The organism is Streptococcus oralis, from assembly GCF_901543815.1.
Taxonomy (GTDB): Bacteria; Bacillota; Bacilli; order Lactobacillales; family Streptococcaceae; genus Streptococcus; species Streptococcus oralis_CM.
Map to the genome: position 1 here is coordinate 585,912 of NZ_CABEIU010000002.1, position 25,641 is coordinate 611,552.

The following is a 25,641-nucleotide window of genomic DNA, read 5'->3' on the forward strand; positions in this document are numbered from 1 at the left end:
GAAAGAAAGTCATCTATGGATGGCTTTTTGATAAGCTAATAGAAATCCAGAGGTACTAGGATGTATCAAGAATTACAAAGAAAAGTGACAGAAGAAAAACCAAGCTATAGCCGAGAAGAAATTCAGTGGTTGCTTGAGCACTTGGGAGATCCCTCTCCAGAAATTCGAGACGAACTTGTTTTTACGAGTTTTGCTAGAGGGATTCAAGAAGAGTTGTTTTCCCTTGAGCAGTTTCAGTTTATCTCAGAAGAGGTCTCCTCTGATGAAGGTCTATACAAAGAGATTGATAGTAGAGGAGTTTCAGCTCTTAAACGTTCTTTTAGGGCACTTATTTATGCCAATCTACTGTTCTGCGATGGTACTAAGGAATCACTTTATTACCAGCAGTTGCCTTCTCCTATCAGGTCTACCATGCTAAATCAAGGCTTACACTATCTTACAAAGGAAAAAGAGACGACGGGCTACTCTCCTCAGTTTGGTTGGATCCACGCATTTGCGCATGGGGGTGATCTCTTGACGGAAGTTATATGTCATCCTAGCTTTCCAAAGTCAAATATAGCCGAAGCATTTGAAATCATTGGGAAAATCTTTAAACGTGTTGAGATTCGTTTTACAAATGATGAAGATTGGCGGTTAGCCAGAGCGTTTTATGAACCAATCTTACGAGGGAAAATCGAACCGTCTCTACTCACTGCTTGGCTGCAAACAGTCGAATTTCCCCTGAAAGAAGCAAATGATTTCCATAAATTTTCCAACTTCAGATCCTGTCTGTTGGAAGTCTATATCCAACTTGACCAGAGGAATAGTTTGCAAAATGACTTGAAAGAAGCCATTCAATCCTTTCAGTACTAAGGATAAGAGAGTCGTTTCATGATTTTCAATGAACTTTCCAGTCAATTTTCTTGAAACCCTTTCCTTCTTTTGATAGACTGGTACATAGTTTTGAAAAAAAGGAGACTTATCATGAAAAAATTTGTGGCTGAACTAATCGGTACGTTTATGCTTGTGTTTATCGGAACAGGAGCTGTTGTTTTTGGAAATGGTCTTGATGGCCTTGGTCACCTAGGAATTGCTTTTGCCTTTGGTTTGGCAATCGTGGTTGCGGCCTACTCAATCGGAACTGTTTCGGGTGCTCACTTGAACCCAGCTGTTTCGATCGCTATGTTTGTAAACAAACGTTTGTCATCTTCAGAACTTGTAAACTACATCCTTGGACAAGTAGTTGGAGCTTTCCTTGCGTCAGCTGCAGTATTCCTCCTCTTGTCTAACTCAGGTATGTCAACTGCAAGTCTTGGTGAAAATGCCTTGGCAAACGGTGTCACTGTCTTTGGTGGATTCTTGTTTGAAGTCATCGCAACTTTCTTGTTTGTCCTAGTTATCATGACTGTAACATCAGCAAGCAAAGGCAATGGCGCAATCGCTGGTTTGGTGATTGGTTTGTCATTGATGGCCATGATCCTTGTGGGATTGAACATTACTGGACTTTCAGTTAACCCAGCTCGTAGCTTGGCTCCAGCTGTCTTGGTAGGTGGCGCAGCCCTTCAACAAGTATGGATTTTCATCCTTGCCCCAATCGTTGGTGGTATTCTTGCAGCTCTTGTTGCGAAAAACTTTCTTGGAACAGAAGAATAATTGAAACTCAAAAAGCCTTGCTCCTCATCTTGAGGAACAGGGCTTTTTCGTATCTGTTTATACTCAATGAAAATCAAAGAGCAAACTAGGAAGCTAGCCGCAGGTTGCTCAAAGCACTGCTTTGAGGTTGTAGATAGAACTGACGAAGTCAGTAACATACCTACGGCAAGGCGACATTGACGTGGTTTGAAGAGATTTTCGAAGAGTATTAGCGGTTGTCAATTTTCTCTGGGTAGAGGTCATGTTGGAAGAGGCGTTGTTCTGCCAAACCTTCATACTTGGTTCCAGGCCTACCGTAGTTGTAATAGGGGTCGATTGAAATACCACCGCGCGGAGTGAATTTTCCCCAGATTTCTAAATAGCGAGGGTCTAGCAAGTTGACCAAGTCTTTCCCGATGGTGTTGATACAGTTTTCGTGAAAATCCCCATGATTTCGGTAGCTAAAGAGGTAGAGTTTGAGGGATTTTGACTCGACACAGAGCTTGTCAGGAATGTAGGAAATATAAATCGTCGCAAAATCTGGCTGAGCAGTGATTGGGCACAGGGAGGTAAATTCAGGACAGTTGAATTTAATAAAATAGTCATTTTCCACATGACGATTGTCAAAAGACTCGAGGACTTCTGGTTGATACTCGAAAATGTAGTTGGTTTCTTTGTTGCCCAGTAGGCTTAGATTTTTCATTTCTTCTTGTTGTGACATGATTTTTTCTTTCTAATTTTAAACACCACGTTGGTTGTCGTAGAGGAGGGTATGGAGTTGGGGAAGGACGCGGACCTTGCCCCAGCTATCGTCAGCAGCGACGCGTTCCCAGAGTTCTTTGAGGCGGTCTAGTTGGTCTTGGACAATATTGCCTGTAGCCTTGGGCTCAGGATTTCCTGCTGATAAGAAGAGAACATCTGGTTGGTAGCGTTCTTGAATCCCTTTAGCAAAGGCCAAATCGGCATCATCAAAGACAGGAATTTTAAAGGTGACCTTGTCTGGATCCAATTGGGAAACGATAAAGTCCAAGGTCTCAAAGTTGACTTCCATCTTGGATGAAGGAGGTTTGGGACTCAGAGTGACTTGGTCGATATCTTTTAACCAATTTTGCCAGCGGGAGCCTTGGGTCTCAACAGCTAGAGTGACACCACGTTCCTTGAGCTTGGTGACGAGTTGAGCCATGTTGGTTGCTAGGATAGCAGGATTTCCGCCAGATAGGGTGACGTAGTCGTAGCTTCCCAGTTTATCCAACTCAGCAATGACCTCGTCAGCTGTCATGCGAGTAGGCTTCTCAGAACCATCCCAAGTAAAGGCAGAGTCGCACCAGTCGCAATGGTAGTCGCAACCAGCAGTGCGGACAAACATGGTTTTCTGCCCAATAGCACGACCTTCACCTTGAAAGGTTGGGCCGAAAATTTCCAGAACAGGTAGTTTGAGGACACGTTCCCTAGTCATCTAACCACTCCCGTCTAAACTCTGCAAAGGCAGTTGGAGTCTCATAGAGACAAACGTATTCCAAACGGAGACCGCGTTCGTCTGGCAACTCTTGACTCATGGTTTGGAAAATCCAGTAAACCATGTTTTCAGCAGTCGTGTTCATATAGGGTAGAGTTTCGTTGAGATAGCGATGATCCAAGTGGGGCTCCAAGTAGTCCTTGTAGATACCTTTGATGTCTCCAAAGTCATAGGTCATGCCCCGTTCATCTAAAAATCCACTAACAGCAATCTGCAGATGATAAGTGTGGCCGTGCAGGGATTTGCATTTTCCCTCATAGTGAAAGAGGTGGTGGGCAGCGTCAAAAGCAAACTCTTTTGAAACTAAGGTTCTGTGAGGATTGTAGACAAGAGACTCTCCAGTTTCCTGTTTGATTTCTTTAGGTGCAAAAAACATCAGCCAACTCCTTTCTGTGAGAGATAAACATCTAGGCCATGTTGACGTAGGTGGCAGGCTGGACAATCACCGCAGCCACTTCCGATAATCCCATTGTAGCAGGTCAAGGTTTTTTCACGAACGTAGTCAAAGGCACCGAGTTGGTCGGCTAATTCCCAAGTTTCAGCCTTGTCTAGCCACATGAGAGGTGTTTGGATAACAAAGTCATAATCCATGGCAAGGTTGAGGGTGACATTAAGGGATTTGACAAAGACATCTCGACAGTCAGGGTAGCCTGAAAAATCTGTCTCGCAGACACCTGTCACGATATCATTAATACCTCGTTGCTTGGCAAGAACTGCTGCAAAGGACAGAAAGAGGTGGTTGCGACCGTCAACGAAGGTATTGGGAACCTCTCCCTCTTTTTGCCCGATTTCCATATCAGAGGTCAAGGCATTTTCAGTGATTTGCCCCAGTAGAGACATATCTAAGATGTGATGACGAATACCTTGTTCCTTAGCGATTTCTCTAGCAACTTGAATTTCGAGATGATGGCGTTGGCCGTAGGCAAAGGTGACGGCTTCGACTGTTTCATAGTGTTCTTTAGCGCAAAAGAGGCAGGTTGTGGAATCTTGACCGCCGCTAAAGACGACCAAGGCTGATTGACGTTTCATAGTACTCCTTCCAAAGTGGGAAATGTTCAGAGCACGCAAAAAGCTCCCTTGAGGGGAGCTAAAAAATACCAAGTAGAGGTTTTTTTTAGCGATGGCATGTCCCAAACATCGTAATATTCTACCTACAGTCTAGCATATTTTTTGAAAAATGGCAAAGGGCAAGAAAAAAAGAGACCAAATAAAGTACTTGGTCTCTCGTGTGATTAGCTCAATTCAGCAACGATGGCCTTGATTTGTTCTGCAGTGTGAACACCAGCAACTTGTTTCACCACTTGGCCGTCTTTTTTGAAGAGAAGAGTTGGAATAGACATGATTCCAAAGGCACGAGCTGTGTTTGGATTTTCATCAACGTCCATTTTAACGATTTTCAAAACATCTTCTGAAAGTTCTTCAGACAATTTATCCAAGATTGGACCTTGCATGCGACATGGACCACACCAAGTTGCCCAGAAGTCTACCAAGACCAAACCGTCTTTTGTTTCTTGTTCAAATGTTGCATCTGTAATTGCTTTTGCCATTGTATTTCTCCTTTTTTAGTTATATTGGCTTAAATCTTGTTTCATGAGATAGAAGAAGACATCTCCATAAGTCCCATGGTAGTCCAAATCATGACCATTATAGGTTAATTTTTGAACTGGATAATAGTCTGCGACACCGATAAGGCAGGCTTGTTGAGAGCGTTCAAAGTCTTCATAAGACTCGAAAGTCATAGTTCTCTCTTGCTTGCTGGCATCTAGATAGGTAATTTCGATCATATAAAACTCCTTTATTCGATCTTGACTTTATTGTACTCCTTGAAAAGAGGAATGTCAAGAAAAATGATTGCGCACGCAACTTTTTTAAAAATCTGATTATGAAATGAAATCAAGACTCGTCTCCAGTCTTTCTTCGACGGCCTTTTGTAGATAAGCCAGGGTTGTTTGTCCCTCGTCAGTCAAGCAGATAAAACTAGCCCGTCTATCCTGATCGCAACATCTGCGACTAAGTAAACCGCAGTTTTTCTCTTCTAGTCGAGCTACCATTCGAGAAACAGCGCTTGGGCTGAGATGGAGTTTATCTGGTAAATCAATCTGCCGTAAGGATTTTTCATCAGCTAGGTCCAGATAGTAGAGTAGATAAAACTCTTTTAAGGTCAACCTTTGTTCACTCTGCTGGGCAATGGTTTCTTCCAACAAGGCTTCTATTTCCTTTTGACGGCGGTTGTAGTCAAACCATTTTTCCAAATAGGTCATTGCTTTCTCCTTTCCTTTCAAAGTAAAAATCACAAAGTCATTACTGATTGTCTTTGTAACACAAGATGATTGCGCATGCAATGATTATACTACTTTTAGCTAATCCTTGCAAGAAAGAAAAATTTCGATATTTCCTTGAAATTTTCTGAAAAAAGAGTAAACTGGTATGCAAGAATTCTATTTCAAGGAGTTTGAGATGAAGTTATATGTTCAATTAATGATTCTTTTTGTAATTTCCCTTATTGGTGAAGGGATTTCCAGTTTCTTTCATCTGCCCATACCAGGCAGTATTATTGGCTTAATCATTCTCTTTCTAGCCCTGCAGTTCAAGTGGCTGAGGACCAGGCATGTCAATATGGTGGGGAATTTTTTGCTGGCTAATATGACCATTCTCTTTTTGCCGCCAGCAGTGGGTATCATGGAAAAGTTTGATGTGATTGCCCCTTATCTCTTGCCTATCGTCTTGATTGTCTTTTTTGCGGCTGTTATCAATATCATCCTCATAGCCTTGGTGGTTCAGTTTATCAAGCGACGGTTTGAGGGAGATTATGAGAAAGGAGATGCCAAATGAGCGAATTTGTATCCAATCCTCTGTTTGGGATTGCATTGTCTATACTAGCTTATCTAGTGGGGATGTTGATTTACAGACGTTTTCCCCATCCTTTGACAACACCTTTGCTTTTGTCAGCAATTTTTATTATCATCCTTCTTAAGGCGACGGGTATTTCTTACCAAGATTACTACCAAGGTGGGGTTTATCTGAATAACTTGATAGTCCCATCGACAGTGGCTCTAGGGATTCCGCTTTATAAAAGTTTTCACCTGATGAGGCACCATGCTCGGAGTATTCTCTTTGGTAGTCTGCTAGCAGTAGTTGTCAATACTAGTTTCACCGCTATAGTAGCGAAAATATTTGGCATGGACTTTTTCCTAGCCATTTCTCTCTTTCCCAAGTCAGTGACAACCGCCATGGCAGTGGGAATCACAGAAAAATTGCAGGGTTTGACGACTGTGACCTTGGTCGTCGTAGTGGCAACTGGGATTTTAACTAGTGTTATTGGGCCAACCCTTTTGAAGTGGTTGAAAATTGATGATCCAGTGGCTGTAGGTCTTTCCCTTGGAGGGACAGGTCATGCTGTCGGAACGGGAACGGCCTTTCGATACGGCTCTGTAGCAGGCGCCATGGGTGGCTTGGCTATCGGTGTCACCGGTATTCTCTACGTCTTTGTCAGTCCCATTGTAGCCAGTTTGATATTGAGTTAAAGAAAAACCCAGCTTTCTAGCTGGGCATTTTTTATTGCAAGTTAACCTTGTTTTTCAAGATATAGTAGGTTCCGAGGTAGTAGATAATTGCTAGAATGAAATCTTTGAGGATATCAACGCTAATTAGGAGGTTAAAATCATAATCCATTCGGAAGAAGATAGAAATATAGCCAATCACGATGTTAATCACGATATAGGCTAAAATTCCCATAGCGGTACGATACTCGTTAAATAGTTGACCAATTGAGATACAAAGGTAAATAGATAAAATCCAAGTAATTGAACCGACCAGAAGAGAGAGGGCGTAGAGCCAACCGTAACCGAGATAAGGAGAGATAAATCGATAGAGGAGTGGCAAATCTTTCACTACAGGGGTGAGTGAGAAGATAATAATGATACTCAAGATAAATACAATATAGCTTATGATTGACCAAATGAGAGCACCCAGTAATTTGGCGGTGATGATCTGGTGTTCAGAGACGGGCAGAGTCAATGTAAGATAGCCCTGACGATCGTAGACACTTCCCTTGAAGCGTCGAACGATTAGAAAGATAGTCGCGATCCAGAGAGTAACGCTGAGCCCACCAAAAACTAAGATCAGAAAGCCTAACAGATAGTAGGGATCATTACCATAGCTAGTGTAGGTCTGACTAATGCCAGAAATGGATGCACCAATCAAAACCGAAATTGCAAGCACAGCACCGTAGAGAGCTAGATACCATTTGTTAACATTTTTAAATTCATAACGAACTAAATTCCAAAACATAATAATCTCCTTTAACTAAGCCTTGAACTCTTGGCGGAAGAGCTGGTCAATCGACTCACCTGACTCGTAACGAATATCATCAACATTTCCTTGACGGACGACTTTTCCGTTATTTAGGAAGATGATTTCGTCCAAGATCGGCTCAATATCTGAAATCAAGTGGGTAGAAATCAAAACAGTTGAAGTTGGTGAGTAGTTGTTGATGATGGTGTTCAAGATATAGTCACGGGCAGCTGGATCCACACCACCAATCGGTTCGTCGAGAACGTAGAGACGAGCTTCACGGCTCATAACGAGGATGAGCTGAACCTTTTCTTTGTTCCCTTTTGACAATTTCTTGAGACGACTGTTTTCATCAATGCCAAGATCTGCTAAAAGATGCTGAGCCCGCTCAAGATTGAAATCTTGGTAGAAAGTTTTAAAGTAGGTCAGTGCTTCTTTGATTTTCATCTGTTCATTCAGATAAGTCGTGTCTGGTAGATAAGAGACAATGGCTTTGGTAGCAGGACTTGGGTCCATGTTGTTAATGAGGACACGACCTTGGTCTGGTTGGAGAAGTCCGTTGATCAGCTTGATCAAGGTTGTTTTTCCGGATCCGTTTGGACCGAGAAGCCCGACGATTTTTCCAGCGGGAATCTCAAGGGAAACATTGTTAAGGGCTGCTGTAGCCCCGTAGGATTTGGATACATTTTCAAATGCTAGTAATGTCATAATTTTATACTCCTTTGATGTATTCGCTAAGCACACTTGGCAGTTCTTCTTTTTGATAGCCGAATTGAAGCATGCCCTTTACAAAGTTTTTCAGTTGCTCCTCAGAAAGCTGTTTGCGGGACTGAACGATGAGATCTAAGTCCTCAGTGACAAAACGACCAGTAGTCCGCTTGCTATAAACGAAGCCCTCGCGCTCAAGATCAGACAAGGCGCGCTGAATTGTGTTGGGATTGACCCCAGCCTCGCTCGCTAGTTCCCTTACGGTTGGGAGCTGTTGGTTGGGTTCCAGTTCATGGGAAACAATCTGTAATTTGATTTTTTCCATAATCTGCAAATAAATGGGTTTTGTATTATCAAATGACCAGGACATCATAGTCTCCTTTCTTTTTCTTTATTGTTTTAATTAAATAATACAATAAAACAAAAAACTTGTCAAGTAAAAATAAGAATTGTTTTGGGAATTGCTTAAAAAATGGTATAATGAAAAGAAAACGACAAGGAGGGAAATGCATGCGTTGTCCAAAATGTGGGGCTACCAAGTCTAGTGTTGTTGATAGTCGACAAGCCGAAGAAGGAAATACCATCCGCCGAAGACGTGAGTGCGACGAGTGTCAGCATCGTTTTACAACCTATGAACGAGTAGAAGAGCGAACGCTGGTTGTCGTCAAAAAAGACGGTACGCGAGAGCAGTTTTCGAGAGATAAAATCTTTAATGGGATTATCCGCTCAGCCCAGAAACGCCCTGTGTCAAGTGATGAAATCAACATGGTGGTCAATCGTATCGAGCAAAAACTCCGCAGTCGCAGTGAGAATGAGATCCAAAGTGAATATATTGGTTCTTTAGTCATGGAAGAATTGGCGGAGCTGGATGAGATTACCTATGTTCGTTTTGCCAGTGTTTACCGTAGCTTTAAGGATGTGAGTGAGTTGGAGAGTCTGCTCCAGCAGATCACTCAGTCCTCTAAGAAGAAAAAGGAAAAGTAAATGAAGCCAAATGACCGTTTTTCTTTTCTAAAGAATAATCGGGTGTCGCAAGATACCTCTTCTCTGGTGCAGTGCTACCTCCCGATTATCGGTCAGGAGGCACTGAGCCTCTATCTATATGCTATTACTTTTTGGGATGGTGGGCAAAAGGAGCACCTCTTTGCTAATATTCTTAATCATTTGAACTTCGGGATGAATACGCTCCTCCAGTCTTTTAAAATCTTATCTGCTGTGGACTTGTTAACCCTTTATCAAAAGGGAGAGGCCTATGAATTACAGCTTCATTCTCCCCTTTCCAGTCAGAATTTTCTAAGTCATTCAGTCTATAGCAGATTATTAGAGAAAAAGATTGGGGATACAGCTGTTTCTGCTATGAAGCAGGCACCGAGTGAGGGAGAAGCATTCTCTGTTTCTTTGAGTCAAGTCTTTCCAACCCTGACTGAAGAAGTGACACCAAGCGAGTCTAAAAGCAAGTCAAAAAACGATTTTGACTTGGAACATTTCCAGCGCCTGATGGCTCGAGATGGTTTGCGTTTTGAAAACGAGCAGGCAGATGTTTTGGAATTGTTTGCCATCGCAGATGAAAAAAAATGGACCTGGTTTGAAACCTATCAATTAGCCAAGGCGACTACAGTGGCTCAGGTTATTTCTGTCAAACGCATGCGTGAAAAGATTGCGCAAAAGCAGGTTCCTTCTGACTTTAGCCCCAAAGAAATGACCATTATCAGGGAAGCCAAAAATAAAACTCCCCTACAATTTTTAGCGGAAATCAAGCAAACGCGTAAGGGGAACATCACCCAAAGTGAAAGAGAACTCCTTCATCAGATGGCGTCTTTAGGCTTGTTGGATGAAGTCATCAATATCGTCTTGCTTCTAACCTTTAACAAGGTTGATTCGGCAAATGTCAATGAGAAATATGCCATGAAGGTCGCCAATGACTATGCTTACCAAAAAATTCGAACAGCAGAAGAAGCTGTGCTTCGGATTCGAGAGCGTCAGCAAAAAGGCCAGGAAGACCAAAAATCAAAAACGAGCTCGACTAAGACCAATGTTCCCAAGTGGAGCAATCCAGAATATAAAAATCAAACCAGTGAGGAAACTCGTCTGGAACTCGAACGCAAAAAACAAGAAATGTTAGCCCGATTAGAAGAAGGAGGAGACTAGATGGAAAGTGTGGGTGACGTAATCAAACGTCAGACAAGTCGTTTTCAGTATCAGGACCTAGTCCAGCAGATCATGAAGGATCCAGATGTGGCGGCTTTTATCCAGAAAGAATCCCTCAGTCCAGAGGAGTTAAATCGTAGCATCTCCAAGTTCAATCAATATATTACAGAACGGGACAAGTTTCTTCGTGGGGATGCGGACTATATAGCGCGTGGCTACAAGCCTATCTTGGTCATGAATCACGGTTATGCGGATGTATCTTATGAAGAAACACCAGAACTAATCGCGGCTGAAAAAGAGGCTGCAATTAAGAATCGTCTCAAGTTGATCAATCTACCAGCAAGTCTTAAGAAAGCGAAGTTGGCTCAGATTGACCTGGATGATCTAGGACGCTTGCCGATTTTTGAGAGACTCTATGCCTTTGTTGACCTTTACCCAAGCATCCGAAAGGGCCTCTATCTTTACGGAGATTTTGGTGTTGGTAAGAGTTTCATGATGGCAGCCTTAGCTCATGACCTATCTGAAAAACGTGGAGCATCAACGACGATTCTCCACTATCCAAGTTTTGTCATTGATGTGAAAAATGCCATTGGTGAAGGAACTGTGAAGGCCTTGGTGGATGACATCAAGTTAGCAGAGGTCTTGGTCTTGGATGATATTGGTGCAGAGCAGTCGACACCTTGGGTACGTGATGAGATTCTCCAAGTCATTCTCCAGTACCGCATGCAGGAAGATTTGCCGACCTTCTTTACTTCCAACTTTAATTTCCAAGATTTGGAAAAACATTTTGCCAAAGGAAAGAATGGAAATGATGAGACTTGGGAAGCTAGACGGGTCATGGAAAGGATCCGCTATTTAGCAGAGGAAACGAGACTAGAAGGAGAAAATCGCCGATGACAGAAACCATTAAACTGATGAAAGCTCATACTTCAGTTCGTCGCTTTAAGGAGCAGGAAATTCCTCAAGCAGACTTGGAAGAGATTTTGACTGCTGGGCAAATGGCGTCATCTTGGAAAAATTTTCAATCCTACTCTGTGATTCTTGTGCGCAGTCAAGAAAAGAAAGATGCCCTATATGAGTTGGTTCCGCAGGAAGCCATTCGCCAGTCAGCAGCCTTTTTGCTCTTTGTTGGTGACTTGAATCGAGCTGAAAAGGGAGCAAGCCTTCATACGGACACTTTCCAACCTCAAGGAGTGGAAGGTCTCCTTATCACGTCTGTGGATGCTGCACTTGTGGGGCAAAATACCTTGCTTGCAGCAGAGAGTCTGGGATATGGTGGTGTTATCATCGGCTTAGTCCGTTACAAGTCGGAAGAAGTAGCAGCGCTTTTTAACCTGCCTGACTATACCTACCCAGTTTTTGGGATTGCCCTTGGTGTGCCAGATCAACAACATGATGTCAAACCAAGACTGCCTTTGAGCCAAGTGGTATTTGAGGAAGAATACCAAGAACAGCCAGTTGAAGCGATTTTGGACTATGACAAAGTTCAGGCGGACTATGCTGGTGCGCGTGCGACGACCTCTTGGAGTCAGCGTTTGGCAGAGCAGTTTGGTCAAGCCGAACCTAGTTCAACTCGGAAAAATCTAGAACAGAAAAAGTTATTGTAGAAAGTGAGAAAACATGGCCTTACCAACTATTGCCATTGTGGGACGTCCCAATGTTGGGAAATCAACCCTATTTAATCGAATCGCTGGTGAGCGGATCTCAATCGTAGAAGATGTCGAGGGTGTGACACGTGACCGTATCTATGCAACGGGTGAGTGGCTCAATCGTTCCTTTAGTATGATTGATACTGGAGGGATTGACGATGTCGATGCTCCCTTTATGGAGCAAATCAAGCACCAGGCAGAAATTGCCATGGAAGAAGCCGATGTCATCGTCTTTGTGGTGTCTGGGAAAGAAGGGATCACAGATGCGGACGAGTACGTAGCCCGTAAACTTTATAAAACCCATAAACCTGTTATTCTTGCGGTTAACAAGGTTGACAATCCTGAAATGCGAAATGATATCTTTGATTTCTATGCACTAGGCTTGGGCGAACCGTTACCAATTTCGTCTGTCCACGGTATCGGGACAGGGGATGTGCTGGATGCCATCGTGGAAAATCTGCCACACGAAGTCGAAGAAGAAAATCCAGATGTGATCAAATTTAGCTTGATTGGCCGTCCAAACGTTGGAAAATCAAGTTTGATCAATGCTATCTTGGGAGAAGATCGTGTGATTGCCAGTCCCGTTGCTGGTACAACTCGTGATGCTATTGATACCCATTTTACAGATGCGGATGGCCAAGAGTTTACCATGATTGATACAGCTGGTATGCGTAAGTCTGGTAAAGTCTACGAAAATACGGAGAAATACTCTGTCATGCGTGCTATGCGTGCCATTGACCGTTCAGATGTAGTCTTAATGGTGCTCAATGCAGAAGAAGGTATTCGCGAGTATGACAAGCGTATCGCAGGTTTCGCCCACGAAGCGGGTAAAGGAATGATCATCGTGGTCAATAAGTGGGATACTCTTGAGAAAGACAACCACACCATGAAGAAATGGGAAGAAGATATCCGTGAGCAGTTCCAATATCTGCCTTATGCGCCGATTGTCTTTGTTTCAGCTCTTACCAAGCAGCGTCTCCACAAACTGCCTGAGATGATCAAGCAAATCAGCGAGAGTCAAAACACCCGTATCCCTTCAGCTGTCTTGAACGATGTGATTATGGATGCCATTGCTATCAATCCAACACCGACAGACAAAGGAAAACGCCTCAAAATCTTCTACGCAACGCAAGTGGCAACCAAGCCACCAACCTTTGTCATCTTTGTCAATGAAGAAGAACTCATGCACTTCTCTTACCTGCGTTTCTTGGAAAATCAAATTCGCAAGGCCTTTGTCTTTGAAGGAACACCGATTCATCTCATCGCAAGAAAGCGGAAATAAACGACTCTTTGTCAACTGTAGTGGGTTGAAGTCAGCTAAGATCGAGAAAGGACGAATTTCGTCCTTTCTTTTTTGATGTTGAGAGCGATGAAAATTCTTTTATTGAAGTTTTCAAAATTCCGAAAACCAAAGGCATTTCGTTTGATAAGTTTAATGAGATTATTAGTCGCTTCCAATTTTGCGTTGGAATAGGGTAATTGGAGGGCGTTGACGATTTTCTCTTTGTCCTTGAGGAAGGTTTTTAAGACAGTCTGAAAAAGAGGATGAACCAGCTTTAGATTGTCCTCAATGAGTCCGAAAAATTTGTCAGGTTCCTTATTCTGGAAGTGAAAAAGCAAGAGCTGGTAGAGCTTATAGTGGTGTTTCAAATCTTCTGAATAGCTCAAAAGCTTGTCTAGAATTTCTTTATTCGTCAAGTGCATGCGAAAAGTAGGGCGATAAAAACGCTTATCACTCAATTTACGACTATCCTGTTGAATGAGCTTCCAGTAGCGCTTGATAGCCTTGTATTCATGGGATTTTCTATCGAATTGGTTCATGATTTAGACCCGCACACGGCTCATAGCACGGCTTAAGCGTTGCACAATGTGAAAGCGATCAAGTACAATTTTTGCATTTGGGAGTGAAACAGTCTGGTAGACTGTTTCAGCCTGAGTTTAGAAATTCGAAAGCGAAGTCGTTTAGCTAAGGCATAGTAAGGGCTAAACATATCCATAGTAATGATTTTCACCTGACAACGAACAGCTCTATCGTATCGAAGAAAGTGATTTCGGATGACAGCTTGTGTTCTTCCCTCAAGGACAGCGATGATATTGAGCTTTTCAAAATCTTGCGCAATGAAACTCATCTTCATCTCCCGATTGAAACAGTCACTCCCCTGACTGTTTCAACGTCCCAGGACATAATCTCAGGAAGACGAGAAAAATCATGTTTAAAACGGAAGTCATTGAGCTTGCGAATGACAGTTGAAGTTGAAATGGAAAGCTGATGGGCAATATCGGTCATAGAAGTCTTTTCAATCAACTTTTGAGCAATCTTTTGATTGATAATATGAGGAATTTGGTGATTTTTCTTGACGAGAGAAGTCTCAGCGACCATCATTTCCGAACAATGATAGCACTTGAAACGACGCTTTTTCAGAAGAATTCTAGTAGGCATACCAGTCGTTTCAAGGTAAGGAATTTTAGATGGTTTTTGAAAGTCATATTTTTTCATTTGACTTCCACAATCAGGACAAGATGGGGCGTCGTAGTCCAGTTTAGCGATGATTTCCTTGAGGGTATCTCTATTAATAACATCCATAATTTGGATATTAGGGGCTTTAATGTCTAGTAATTTTGTGATAAAATGTAATGGTTCCATATGATTCTTTCTAATGAGTTGTTTAGTCGCTTTTCATTATAAATCTTATGGGACTTTTTTTCTACAACAAAATAGGCTCCATAAGATCTATAGGGGATTTACCCACAACAAATATTATAGAGCTTTTTCTTTTAGCGCTTGTATAAAAATTGAAAGTTCTATAATGAAGTTAGCCAGCCAACTTTCCTAAAAATGAGCTGGTTCAACTAGTCTATGTTGTTAAATGAAATCTAGTTATAGGCATAAGAAAACACCTCTGTGTTAGACTTGTTGTTTACCACAAACACAAGAAAGGCACAGAGATGCAAATCAATTATACTACAAAAGCTAAACACTTGACAATCCATAGCCGTCGGTTAATCGAACGATGGAAAAATGAAGGAAAATCAAATAGAGAAATCGCCTCTCTACTTGGAAAAGCTCCTCAGACCATCCACAATGAAATCAAGAGTGGTACAGTCCTACAATGTATTGGAAAGGGACGTTTCAAAGCGAAAAACTACTGTCTACTGGCCTTGACGAATCAAAGGAGCAGACACCAAATCATTCGATTAATTCCAAATAAAATCGCTGAGTCTGTCAATCAGGCTCTAAAACTCATCTTAAGACAACACAAGATTCTTTCCATCACGGCAGATAATGGAGCCGAATTCAACCGCTTATCTGATGTGTTTTCTAAGGAGCATATCTACTATGCACACCCCTATGCCTCTTGGGAAAGGGGAACCAATGAGAATCACAACAGGCTCATTCGTAGATGGTTACCTAAAGGAACCAAGAAAACGACTTCCAAAGAAGTCGCCTTCATCGAAAACTGGATCAATAACTATCCTAAAAAATGCTTGGACTACAAGTCGCCCAGAGAAGACTGCTTGCTGGCTAACTTGAATTTGAAATTTAGCCTTGTATAAAAATTTAAGAAAAACGGAAATTTTTTTATAAAAGCCTTTACAAAAAAAAATAAAGTGGTATAATTAAGTTATAAACAAGTGCAAACGTTTTCGTAAAACGTTTGCCTAAATAAAATAAAGGAGATTTGAATGATGAAAGCTACATTCAAAAATGTCTTGTCTTTCGAGTTTTGGCAGAAATTCGGTAAGGCTTTGATGGTGGTTATCGCGGTTATGCCAGCCGCTGGATTGATGATTTCAATCGGTAAGTCACTTGCAATGATTGACCCAAACCTTGCTCCCCTAGTTATTACTGGTGGCGTACTAGAGCAAATTGGTTGGGGGGTTATCGGTAACCTTCATATTTTGTTTGCCCTCGCTATTGGAGGAAGCTGGGCTAAAGAGCGCGCTGGTGGTGCTTTCGCCGCTGGTCTTGCCTTCATCTTGATTAACCGTATCACTGGTACAATCTTTGGTGTATCAGGCGATATGTTGAAAAATCCAGATGCTATGGTAACTACTTTCTTTGGTGGTTCAATCAAAGTTGCTGATTACTTTATCAGTGTTCTTGAAGCACCAGCCCTTAACATGGGTGTATTCGTAGGGATTATCTCAGGTTTTGTAGGGGCAACTGCCTATAACAAATACTACAACTACCGTAAACTTCCAGACGCACTTTCATTCTTCAACGGGAAACGTTTTGTACCGTTTGTTGTTATTCTTCGTTCAGCTATTGCAGCAATTGTACTTGCAGCTTTCTGGCCAGTAGTTCAAACAGGTATCAATAACTTTGGTATTTGGATTGCCAACTCTCAAGAAACTGCGCCAGTTCTCGCACCATTCTTGTATGGTACTTTGGAACGTTTGCTCTTGCCATTTGGTCTTCACCATATGTTGACTATCCCAATGAACTACACAGCTCTTGGTGGTACTTATGACATTTTAACTGGTGCAGCTAAAGGTACTCAAGTATTTGGTCAAGACCCACTATGGCTTGCATGGGTAACAGACCTTGTTAACCTTAAAGGTACAGATGCAAGTCACTACCAACAATTGTTAGATACTGTTCACCCAGCTCGTTTCAAAGTTGGACAAATGATCGGTTCATTCGGTATTTTGATGGGTGTGATCGTGGCTATCTACCGTAATGTCGATGCTGATAAGAAACATCAATATAAAGGTATGATGATTGCGACAGCTCTTGCAACATTCTTGACAGGGGTTACTGAACCAATCGAGTATATGTTCATGTTCATCGCAACACCGCTTTACCTTGTTTATGCAGTAGTTCAAGGTGCTGCCTTTGCTATGGCAGATATTGTTCACCTTCGTGTCCACTCATTCGGTTCAATTGAATTCTTGACTCGTACACCACTAGCAATTAATGCTGGTATTGGTATGGATATCGTTAACTTTATCTGGGTAACTGTTCTCTTTGCTGTAATCATGTACTTTATCGCAAACTTCATGATTCAAAAATTCAACTATGCAACCCCAGGACGTAACGGAAACTATGAAACTGCTGAAGGAGCTTCAGAAGGAGCTGCTTCAGGTGAAACAAAAGTTGCAGCTGCTTCTCAAGCTGTAAATATCATTAACCTTCTTGGTGGACGTGCAAACATCGTTGATGTGGATGCATGTATGACTCGTCTTCGTGTAACTGTTAAAGATGCAGATCGTGTTGGTACTGAGGAACAATGGAAAGCAGAAGGCGCTATGGGACTTGTCATGAAAGGACAAGGTGTCCAAGCTATCTACGGACCAAAAGCTGACGTATTGAAATCTGATATCCAAGATATCCTTGACTCAGGTGAAGTAATTCCTGAAACTCTTCCAAGCCAAATGACGGAAGCTCAACAAAATACTGTACATTTCAAGGGTGTAACTGAGGAAGTTTACTCAGTAGCTGATGGTCAAGTCATTGCCTTGGAACAAGTGAAAGACCCAGTTTTTGCTCAAAAAATGATGGGTGACGGATTTGCGGTAGAACCAGCAAATGGAAATATCGTATCTCCAGTTACAGGTACTGTATCAAGTATCTTCCCTACAAAACATGCTCTTGGTCTTGTGACTGAAGCAGGTCTTGAAGTACTTGTTCACATCGGTTTGGATACTGTAAGCCTTGAAGGAAAACCATTCACAGTTCACGTTTCTGAAGGACAAAAGGTTGCTGCTGGTGATCTTCTTGTTACAGCTGACTTGGATGCTATCCGTGCAGCAGGTCGTGAAACTTCAACAGTGGTTGTCTTTACAAATGGAGATGTTCTCAAATCTGTTAAATTAGAACAAACTGGTTCTCTTGCAGCTAAAACAGCAGTTGCTAAAGTAGAATTGTAATATACTTGAGGTTGGAAGCTGTTTTCCAACCTCTTGTTTTAGGAGAAAAGCATGAAATTTTTAACACTCAATACCCACAGTTGGATGGAGAAGGAAGCAGAGGAAAAATTCCAGCTCTTGCTCCAGGATATTCTTGAAAAAGACTATGATTTGATTTGTTTCCAAGAAATCAATCAAGAAATTACTTCTCCAGAAGCGGAGGTTGATCATCTTTATCAAGCTTTACCAGCGGCAGAACCCATTCATCAAGACCACTATGTGAGACTTTTGGTTGAAAAGTTGGCTGAGAAGGAGAGGACCTACTACTGGACTTGGGCTTACAATCATATCGGCTATGACCGCTACCATGAAGGTGTGGCAATCTTATCTAAAACACCTATTCAAGCACGTGAGATTTTAGTTTCAGATGTGGATGATCCAACTGACTACCATACTCGCCGTGTCGCCTTGGCAGAGACAGAAGTTGAAGGGAAGGAGCTTGCTCTTGCAAGTGTCCATCTTTCTTGGTGGGATAAAGGTTTCCAGGAGGAATGGGCACGATTTGAGGCTGTGCTGAAAGGTTTGAACAAACCTCTGATTTTAGCTGGTGATTTCAATAACCCAGCTGGTCAGGAAGGCTACCAAGCCATTCTAGCTAGTCCTCTAGAGTTACAAGATGCTTTTGAAGTTGCTAAAGAGAGAAGCGGTAGCTATACAGTTCCACCAGAAATTGATGGTTGGAAAGGCAACTCTGAACCGCTTCGAATTGACTATGTCTTTACAACGAAAGAGTTAGAAGTAGAAAGCTTGCATGTAGTTTTTGATGGTCAGAATAGTCCACAAGTCAGCGATCATTATGGTTTGAACGCGGTATTAAATTGGAAATAAAAGCAAAAAATGAAAGGAAGCGATTCCTTTCATTTTTTTACAAAAATCCCTATAATTACTATTTTGGAGAAGGAGTTTTTTTGTATATTTGTATATTATGAGGAAATATCCACAAATAAGTTTTTAAAAATTTACGGTCAAAAAAAATCGCTAATATTAACTATTTATGATAGAATGAAAATAATGAAATAAAAGGAGGACTGGAATGTTTTTTCAGGATAGAAAGATAAAATATTCAATCCGCAAATTGTCAGTTGCTACTGTGTCCCTTGCGATTGGATTTTTGTTTGCGCCTGCGGCGCTTGGAGTCGCTCAAGTAGCTCAAGCTGATGAGCTTACGGCTACTGAACAAGTGGAGAATAAAGCAGAGAATCAGGTCTCGGTGGTCTCTTCTGCAACAGAGCAAGCAGAATCCCAGAAAGAAAGCCAAGTTGCTTTGAAGTCTGCTGCACCTGCTGCGACAGAGACAAGTCAAGCGACAGATTCGACTGTTTTTAAAAATGCTCAGCCAGCTACAGGCACAAGCCAGCCAGCTGCAGCCACTGCTCAACCAGCTTCAGCAAATGCAAGTCTAAACAAGAGCACTTTGGAGAACTACCTCAAAGAGTTGCGTAGCAAGGACTTTTCAAGTAAGACAGACGATAGTCTAGAAATCTTGAATGGTGTAATGACAGCTGCCGATGGTGTGCTTCAAACTGCAACAAAGCAAGAAGAAATTGATAAGGTTTATCGCAATCTAGTGACTTTTGTCAACTCAGGTCTTCGTGATAAAAATCCGAAAGTCATCCCAGACAAGGATAAGACTCCTCGTTCAGCACTTTATGAGTTTGAAAGTGCTACACCAGGAAAATCAGCTCCGTATGGAATGAACTACTTGAAGCCAGAAGACACAAAAATCTACAAAAAGGGCGATAAAGTAAAGGCCATCCAGCCAGCTGAAACAACTTATGTAGAGAATGATGGAAGTGGTAGATGGACCTTTAAAGGCTATGACTATGATAGTCAGGTGATTGACAAAGATGATGTCTTCTTCACAGGTAAGTGGGAATATACACCAACACCATACAAGGCTACCTATAGAGCAGTTAATGGTTCACCTGGAAAAACTCCGCCACCTTATGTTGCAAATTGGAGTCCAGAAGATAGAAGAAGATTTGCTGAGGGTGAAGTAGTAAAAGCACAAGAATTTCACTATGTTTTTTATACTTCAGAAGAATATCCTAACCGAAAAGGCTATTGGGCTTTGACTGGCTTTGATGCTCCAAGTAAAGTGGCAAACAATGGCGATGTAGAGTTCGTAGGAACTTGGAAATACTTTGAGGATGTCATTGTATCCTACAAGGCTGTGAACAAGCAAGATTGGGAGAATTTTTATAAGTTACCAAGTAGTCCTAAGACCTCATACTACGACAAATATAGATTACCTCTTCCTAAGGAGATAAAGGATCTAGAAAGTAAACTATACGATTACAAACTTACTTTCAATCAGTTTGATGAACGCCATAAGTATTTACCTAAAGATATACTGGATACCCTAGATGCCTTGCAGCGCTACGATTACGTTCAAGGTGTCCACAAACCCTTCTATGATGCAGAACATGAAGGGAATTGGACCTACGAGGAAGATGTAGTAGATTTAACCTTCAGTCGTGAGCTAGAGCGGGCGGCTACATATGGGGAAATACCAAAAGTTACAATGCCATTGACGTTTAAATTTACACCAGTTCCTCGGAAACCGACTTATGAGTTTGTCAGTGGAACGGCTGGCAAAGAACTACCTGTTGAGATCAATAATCTGAAGCCAGTATATGCGCCAAGTGAATGGGAATATGTGAATAGGAAGAAATACCCGAAAGGCGAGGATATAGTTCAGTCTGTTAAACCGCTGAATGGTTCCTACTATGATGCAGCTAACGATGGTACTTGGAACTTTTCGGGCTATGATTTTGATAAAAAACCAGTGAGCGACTGGGAGCACGATGGATGGAATCTCAAGTTCACAGGTACTTGGACATTTACACCGGCAACCTATCCTGAAAACTATAAGTTTGTCAGCAAAGACCCTAGCCTGTCTCTCCCAGAGGAGATCACGACCTATATTCCAAGCACTGGAAAAAACTATAATAATGGCGATACTGTCCTTGCAACAGCTCCCCTGAAGACGACCTACATGGACTTTGTCAACAAGGGAACTTGGAAATTTGATGGCTATGACGCTAATAGCAAGGTAGTTAATCAAGATAAAGTTCTCTTTACCGGTACTTGGTCCTTCACACCACACAGAGATAAGACAGTTTCCTTTGACTTTGTCAGTGATACTCCAGGGAAGACTATTCCTGATGATTTGAAGGCACAAATCCCTGCTCCTATCACGACTTCTCCATCAGATTATTCTGCCAATGTCTTTAATGAAATTCAATATCTCAGTTCATACGTCGATAATGAAAATGATGGTACATGGGTTGCTCAGCAGATTCCTCAGCGAAAGGAGGAAGTTGAGAAACCAGCTGACGATGAGGATTCTACCTACACTGTTCATTGGAAATTTTTACCGACCAAGCATAGTGTTTACTATGACTTCTATACAGATTCAAAAGATGATTCTGGTCAAACGATCTATCCGCCATCAACTTTGTATAATCTAATCACTTACGAAAGAGAATTTGTCAAGGGTGAAAAAGCTCGCGTTAAAATGCCATCTAAAACAAGATTTGAGGATCCTGATGGCAGAGGAACTTGGGTCTTTGATGACTACTATGAAGATGATAATACGACTATTTCTCCACGTGTGAAAACAGTCGAGAACGCAGACGTCCTCTTCAAAGGAAAATGGATCTTAGTTCCGACTGATCAGACTGATACGATCTACAGATTAGAGTATAAATTTACTAACTCGACTCCTGCTTATCCTCTTCCAAATAAGATTCGCGATATGCTTCCAACTGGCACTGATTTCGTTGCACGAGCTGACGATTACAAAGATGCAAGCAAACTTGACACAACCACAGTAACTGTTCCGACAGGTACATGGACCTTCCATGGTTTTGATGCGGATAAATACGGAAAAGCTATTGCAGGTACGAAAGTGAAGACCATCACAGGAACTTGGAGCTTTACGCCAAATGGTGTAGACTATCAGTTCCAATCAACTAATCCTGCTTTCGTATTACCAGATCATATCACCAAGTTGACTCCGAAAAATCCTTATGATTACAAGTTATATCCTAAGGAAATTCTGGCTGAACAACCAAGTGAAACGACTTATGTTGATACAGCAAATAAAGTGACTTGGACATTTGCAGGATACGATAAAGAAAAAATCGTTGTAGCAGAAGGCAGACAGACTTTCCTTGGAAGCTGGGTACCTACTCCAAATCCAGAATATGTATTCAAATCTTCTGACGCACGTGTTCCATTGCCACAAAGTATTTTGGGAATGCTTCCAAATGATGAAGCTTCTTATAAGGTTGGTGACACCATTGTAGCCAAACAACCTGCTGAAGAATCAGTAGTTGAAGAAGAAAAAGACTATGTCTGGACCTTCAAAGGTTATGATCAGAAGAATGCGACCTATAATGGCAAACGTGTGACATTTACAGGTATCTGGGAAGTAACGCCTAGACCGCATCATGTAAGCTATACTTTTGTAAGCATTACGGCTGGTGTTGATTTGCCTGAATTTATCCAGAAGAAAGCACCAAAAGACAGCTCAAACTATTACAACACGCAAAAAGTTGTACCAGAAGAGCCGACAACAAAGACTTACAAAGATGATGTGAACGATGGTACCTGGACTTTCCTTGGTTACGATGCCAAAAGTAAGTTTGTGAAAAAAGCTGATTTGACTTTCACAGGTAAGTGGAAGTTTGAAGCTAACAAGTACCAAGCTACTTACCGCTTCGAGAGCGAGACAGCAGGTAAGGCTCTTCCAGCAGAAATCACAGGTTGGACCCCAAGCGACAGTGCAACTTATGAGAATGGTAACTCTGTTTCAGCTAAGCAACCAGCGCAAGCGACCTACACAGACCCAGTGAACGACGGCACATGGACCTTCAAGGGTTACGACGCAGCCAATGCAGTCGTGAACAAGGATAATGTAGAGTTTGTAGGGGAATGGGCCTTTGAAGCCAACAAGTACCAAGCTACTTATCGCTTCGAGAGCGCGACAGCAGATAAAGCTCTTCCAGCAGCCATCGCCGCATTGACCCCAAGCGACAGTGCAACATATGTGAATGGTGCCTCTGTTTCGGCTCAACAACCAGCAGAAAGCACATACACAGATACTGAGAATGACGGCACATGGACCTTCAAGGGTTACGACGCAGCTAGCGCCGTTGTAAACAAGGCTAATGTAGGGTTTGTAGGAAAATGGGCCTTTGAAGCCAACAAGTACCAAGCTACTTATCGCTTCGAGAGCGAGACAGCAGATAAGGATCTTCCAGCGGGAATCAAAGGTTGGACCCCAAGCGACAGTGCAACTTATGTGAATGGTGCCTCTGTTTCAGCTCAACAACCAGCGCAAGCAACCTACACAGATACTGTGAACGACGGCACATGGACCTTCAAGGGCTACGACGCAGCTAGCGCCGTTGTAAACAAGGCTAATGTAGGGTTTGTAGGTAAGTGGGCCTTTGAAGCCAAGAAGTACCAAGCTACTTATCACTTCGAGAGCGCAACGGCAGGTAAAGCTCTTCCAGCGGAAATCACAGGTTGGACCCCAAGCGACAGTGCAACTTATGTGAATGGTGCCTCTGTTTCCGCTCAACAACCAGCGCAAGCGACCTACACAGACGCAGTGAACGACGGCACATGGACCTTCAAGGGCTATGACGCAGCTAGCGCCGTTGTCAACAAGGCTAATGTAGAGTTTGTAGGAAAATGGACCTTTGAAGCCAACAAGTATCAAGCTACTTACAGCTTTGCAAGCGCAACAGCAGGTAAGCAACTTCCAGCAGGTATCGCAACGCTGCTTCCAAGCGACAGTGCAAGTTATGAAAATGGCAATACTGTTTCCGCTCAACAACCAGCGCAAGCGACCTACACAGACGCAGTGAACGACGGCACATGGACCTTCAAGGGCTACGACGCAGCTAGCGCCGTTGTCAATAAGGCTGATGTTGAGTTTGTAGGAAAATGGACCTTTGAAGCTAACAAGTATCAAGCAAGTTACCGCTTCGAGAGCGCAACATCAGGTAAGACTCTTCCAGCAGCCATCGCAGCCTTGACTCCAAGTGACAGTGCAAGATATGTGAATGGTGCCTCTGTTTCCGCTCAACAACCATCACAAACCACATATACAGATAGTGTGAATGACGGTACCTGGACCTTCAAGGGCTACGACGCAGCTAGCGCCGTTGTCAATAAGGCTGATGTTGAGTTTGTAGGTACATGGGCCTTTGAAGCCAACAAGTATCAAGCAAGTTACCGCTTCGAGAGCGAGACAGCAGGTAAGACTCTTCCAGCAGCCATCGCAGCCTTGACTCCAAGTGACAGTGCAACTTATGTGAATGGTGCCTCTGTTTCCGCTCAACAACCATCCCAAACCACATACACAGATAGTGTGAATGACGGTACCTGGACCTTCAAGGGCTACGACGCAGCTAGCGCCGTTGTCAATAAGGCTGATGTTGAGTTTGTAGGAAAATGGACCTTTGAAGCTAACAAGTATCAAGCAAGTTACCGCTTCGAGAGCGCAACATCAGGTAAGACTCTTCCAGCAGCCATCGCAGCCTTGACTCCAAGTGACAGTGCAACATATGTGAATGGTGCCTCTGTTTCCGCTCAACAACCATCCCAAACTACTTACACCGACGCAGTGAACGACGGCACATGGACCTTCAAGGGTTACGACGCAGTTAGCGCCGTTGTCAACAAGGCAAATGTAGAGTTTGTAGGGAAATGGGAATTCAAGGCGAATCCGACAAATGCTGAAACTTATACGCCTCAGGTAACGGAAGAAACTATCAAGGCTGGACAAACACCTGACTTGACCGATAATGTGACGAACTTGCCAAGCCTTCCAGCTGGCACTAAGGTAGTGGATATTACACCTGCAGGTCAAATTGACACAACAAAACCAGGAACTTACACAGGTAAGGTACGAGTTGACTATCCAGATGGTTCTTCTACTGAAGTTCCTGTACCAGTTAATGTTTTACCTGCACCGGTAACTGAAACCTATCAAGTGACTTATCGCTTCGAAAGTGCAACCGCAGACAAAAACTTGCCAGCAGAAGTATTGAGCTTACTTCCACAAAGTGGAACATATACTACAAGTTCTTCTGCAGCGATTGCTTTTGTTCCAGAAGCACCGATGCCTGTAGAGGTAGCTGTTGCAAATGGTACATGGACATTCCTAGGTTACCAAGAAGTGGAAGAGGGGGCAAATCTAACCTTCGTCGGTAAGTGGGTCTTTGAAGCTAAGCAAGATCCTAGTCCACAACCACAGCCTGCACCAACGCCACAACCAGCACCTCAACCAAATCCAGTTCCACCAGTTAATCCAGGAGGAGAGCAGGGGGCTGATAATAATCAGGCAAATAGACTTCAACCAAGAAAACCTGAAGAGAATCCACCAGCTCAAAGTCCAGCAGGAGAAAAGGAAAAACAAGCTACATTGCCAAATACAGGTAGCACTGCACCACTTTCACTCACTGGTCTAATGACTAGCTCTCTTCTTGCAGGTCTAGCAGCGTTGCTTCTTGGTCGCAAGCGGAAAGATGATTAAGCACTGATGTTATCTAGCAGTTTTCGACTTTTATAACAACTGTTTGACTGTTCGACAAATCTATTTGAGTCGCAAGCTAAAGGCTGAGAGAAGACCAATTTGGTCTTCTCTTTTTGCATTTTGGATAGAAAGCAACTATGTGATTTTTAGTATAAGAGAGGTATTGGAGAAGTTGAGAGCCTTATGATCGGTCAGATAAGTGTGGCTACAGAAAAAGAACAAAATATGGTATAATGGTTGGAAGAATAGAA

General features: G+C 42.5%; 23 protein-coding genes and 1 pseudogene. 13 read left to right on the top strand and 11 right to left on the bottom strand.

Annotated elements, in window-relative coordinates; translation table 11 throughout:
* The first annotated feature begins 60 nt into the window (after positions 1 to 60).
* Both FQT28_RS02975 and FQT28_RS02980 read left to right on the top strand, forming a co-directional pair.
* Complete coding sequence (locus FQT28_RS02975) at positions 61 to 852, top strand: DUF2785 domain-containing protein (protein ID WP_143989372.1); 792 nt, start codon at positions 61 to 63, stop codon at positions 850 to 852.
* A 111-nt stretch (positions 853 to 963) separates the two neighbouring features.
* The gene (locus FQT28_RS02980; RefSeq protein WP_125450260.1) at positions 964 to 1,632 is read left to right on the top strand and encodes an MIP/aquaporin family protein; all 669 of its coding nucleotides are present in this window, start codon (positions 964 to 966) and stop codon (positions 1,630 to 1,632) included.
* A gap of 208 nt (positions 1,633 to 1,840) precedes the next feature.
* On the opposite strand, the gene queF is transcribed toward FQT28_RS02980, so the two are convergent.
* The 7 genes from queF to FQT28_RS03010 form a co-directional block, all read right to left on the bottom strand.
* Positions 1,841 to 2,332 carry a preQ(1) synthase gene (gene queF, locus FQT28_RS09915; protein WP_125450259.1) on the bottom strand — a complete coding sequence of 164 codons (492 nt, stop codon included), beginning with the start codon at positions 2,330 to 2,332 and terminating at the stop codon, positions 1,841 to 1,843.
* Between the two features lie 18 nt (positions 2,333 to 2,350).
* Entirely contained in the window at positions 2,351 to 3,067 is a 717-nt protein-coding gene (gene queE, locus FQT28_RS09920; RefSeq protein ID WP_125450258.1) for a 7-carboxy-7-deazaguanine synthase QueE, read from the bottom strand.
* Complete coding sequence (gene queD / locus FQT28_RS02990; RefSeq protein ID WP_125450257.1) at positions 3,060 to 3,503, bottom strand: 6-carboxytetrahydropterin synthase QueD; 444 nt, start codon at positions 3,501 to 3,503, stop codon at positions 3,060 to 3,062. The genes queE and queD overlap by 8 nt, the downstream gene beginning before the upstream one ends.
* Entirely contained in the window at positions 3,503 to 4,156 is a 654-nt protein-coding gene (gene queC, locus FQT28_RS02995) for a 7-cyano-7-deazaguanine synthase QueC (RefSeq protein WP_143989373.1), read from the bottom strand. The genes queD and queC overlap by 1 nt, the downstream gene beginning before the upstream one ends.
* Before the next feature lie 203 nt (positions 4,157 to 4,359).
* The gene (trxA, locus tag FQT28_RS03000) at positions 4,360 to 4,674 is read right to left on the bottom strand and encodes a thioredoxin (protein WP_001029581.1); all 315 of its coding nucleotides are present in this window, start codon (positions 4,672 to 4,674) and stop codon (positions 4,360 to 4,362) included.
* Positions 4,675 to 4,689: 15 nt separating this feature from the next.
* On the bottom strand, positions 4,690 to 4,911 hold the full coding sequence (locus FQT28_RS03005; RefSeq protein WP_009730461.1) for a DUF4649 family protein: 222 nt from the start codon (positions 4,909 to 4,911) through the stop codon (positions 4,690 to 4,692).
* A 96-nt stretch (positions 4,912 to 5,007) separates the two neighbouring features.
* A complete protein-coding gene (locus FQT28_RS03010; RefSeq protein WP_143989374.1) occupies positions 5,008 to 5,388 on the bottom strand; it encodes a MarR family winged helix-turn-helix transcriptional regulator in 381 nt (126 codons plus the stop codon).
* 196 nt (positions 5,389 to 5,584) lie between these two features.
* Here FQT28_RS03010 and FQT28_RS03015 point away from each other — a divergent pair, with 196 nt between their 5' ends.
* Together FQT28_RS03015 and FQT28_RS03020 are read left to right on the top strand one after the other, a co-directional pair.
* A complete protein-coding gene (locus FQT28_RS03015; protein ID WP_000781325.1) occupies positions 5,585 to 5,959 on the top strand; it encodes a CidA/LrgA family protein in 375 nt (124 codons plus the stop codon).
* Complete coding sequence (locus tag FQT28_RS03020; RefSeq protein ID WP_143989375.1) at positions 5,956 to 6,651, top strand: LrgB family protein; 696 nt, start codon at positions 5,956 to 5,958, stop codon at positions 6,649 to 6,651. The genes FQT28_RS03015 and FQT28_RS03020 overlap by 4 nt, the downstream gene beginning before the upstream one ends.
* A gap of 31 nt (positions 6,652 to 6,682) precedes the next feature.
* Here the strand turns inward: FQT28_RS03020 and FQT28_RS03025 are convergent, their stop codons facing one another.
* Genes FQT28_RS03025 through FQT28_RS03035 form a run of 3 tightly spaced genes read right to left on the bottom strand, consistent with a single transcriptional unit; the run spans position 6,683 to position 8,498 of the window.
* The gene (locus FQT28_RS03025; RefSeq protein ID WP_084946299.1) at positions 6,683 to 7,417 is read right to left on the bottom strand and encodes a hypothetical protein; all 735 of its coding nucleotides are present in this window, start codon (positions 7,415 to 7,417) and stop codon (positions 6,683 to 6,685) included.
* A gap of 15 nt (positions 7,418 to 7,432) precedes the next feature.
* Positions 7,433 to 8,128: an ABC transporter ATP-binding protein gene (locus tag FQT28_RS03030; RefSeq protein ID WP_084946298.1), complete on the bottom strand. Its 696-nt coding sequence runs from the start codon at positions 8,126 to 8,128 to the stop codon at positions 7,433 to 7,435.
* Between the two features lie 4 nt (positions 8,129 to 8,132).
* Positions 8,133 to 8,498 (bottom strand): GntR family transcriptional regulator, encoded by a 366-nt coding sequence (locus FQT28_RS03035; protein ID WP_143989376.1) that lies wholly within the window; start codon positions 8,496 to 8,498, stop codon positions 8,133 to 8,135.
* A 140-nt stretch (positions 8,499 to 8,638) separates the two neighbouring features.
* On the opposite strand from FQT28_RS03035, the gene nrdR reads away from it, so the two are divergent.
* Genes nrdR through der form a run of 5 tightly spaced genes read left to right on the top strand, consistent with a single transcriptional unit; the run spans position 8,639 to position 13,207 of the window.
* Positions 8,639 to 9,112 (top strand): transcriptional regulator NrdR, encoded by a 474-nt coding sequence (nrdR, locus tag FQT28_RS03040; RefSeq protein ID WP_001203678.1) that lies wholly within the window; start codon positions 8,639 to 8,641, stop codon positions 9,110 to 9,112.
* A complete protein-coding gene (locus tag FQT28_RS03045; RefSeq protein WP_125450253.1) occupies positions 9,113 to 10,276 on the top strand; it encodes a DnaD domain protein in 1,164 nt (387 codons plus the stop codon).
* Positions 10,277 to 11,173: a primosomal protein DnaI gene (dnaI, locus tag FQT28_RS03050; RefSeq protein ID WP_084946295.1), complete on the top strand. Its 897-nt coding sequence runs from the start codon at positions 10,277 to 10,279 to the stop codon at positions 11,171 to 11,173. It abuts the gene before it with no gap.
* The gene (locus FQT28_RS03055; RefSeq protein WP_084946294.1) at positions 11,170 to 11,883 is read left to right on the top strand and encodes an NADPH-dependent oxidoreductase; all 714 of its coding nucleotides are present in this window, start codon (positions 11,170 to 11,172) and stop codon (positions 11,881 to 11,883) included. The genes dnaI and FQT28_RS03055 overlap by 4 nt, the downstream gene beginning before the upstream one ends.
* A 13-nt stretch (positions 11,884 to 11,896) precedes the next feature.
* Complete coding sequence (gene der / locus FQT28_RS03060) at positions 11,897 to 13,207, top strand: ribosome biogenesis GTPase Der (RefSeq protein WP_001207684.1); 1,311 nt, start codon at positions 11,897 to 11,899, stop codon at positions 13,205 to 13,207.
* 35 nt (positions 13,208 to 13,242) lie between these two features.
* Here the strand turns inward: der and FQT28_RS03065 are convergent.
* Positions 13,243 to 14,569 (bottom strand): annotated as a pseudogene (locus FQT28_RS03065) (transposase).
* A gap of 302 nt (positions 14,570 to 14,871) precedes the next feature.
* Between FQT28_RS03065 and FQT28_RS03070 the strand changes: the two are divergent.
* From FQT28_RS03070 to FQT28_RS03085, 4 genes are all read left to right on the top strand, one after another.
* The gene (locus FQT28_RS03070) at positions 14,872 to 15,480 is read left to right on the top strand and encodes an IS30 family transposase (protein WP_143989377.1); all 609 of its coding nucleotides are present in this window, start codon (positions 14,872 to 14,874) and stop codon (positions 15,478 to 15,480) included.
* 129 nt (positions 15,481 to 15,609) lie between these two features.
* A complete protein-coding gene (locus FQT28_RS03075; protein ID WP_125450250.1) occupies positions 15,610 to 17,796 on the top strand; it encodes a PTS transporter subunit IIBC in 2,187 nt (728 codons plus the stop codon).
* 51 nt (positions 17,797 to 17,847) lie between these two features.
* Positions 17,848 to 18,663 (top strand): endonuclease/exonuclease/phosphatase family protein, encoded by an 816-nt coding sequence (locus tag FQT28_RS03080; protein ID WP_125450249.1) that lies wholly within the window; start codon positions 17,848 to 17,850, stop codon positions 18,661 to 18,663.
* Positions 18,664 to 18,868: 205 nt separating this feature from the next.
* A complete protein-coding gene (locus FQT28_RS03085) occupies positions 18,869 to 25,390 on the top strand; it encodes an SHIRT domain-containing protein (RefSeq protein WP_143989378.1) in 6,522 nt (2,173 codons plus the stop codon).
* Positions 25,391 to 25,641 lie beyond the last annotated feature (251 nt).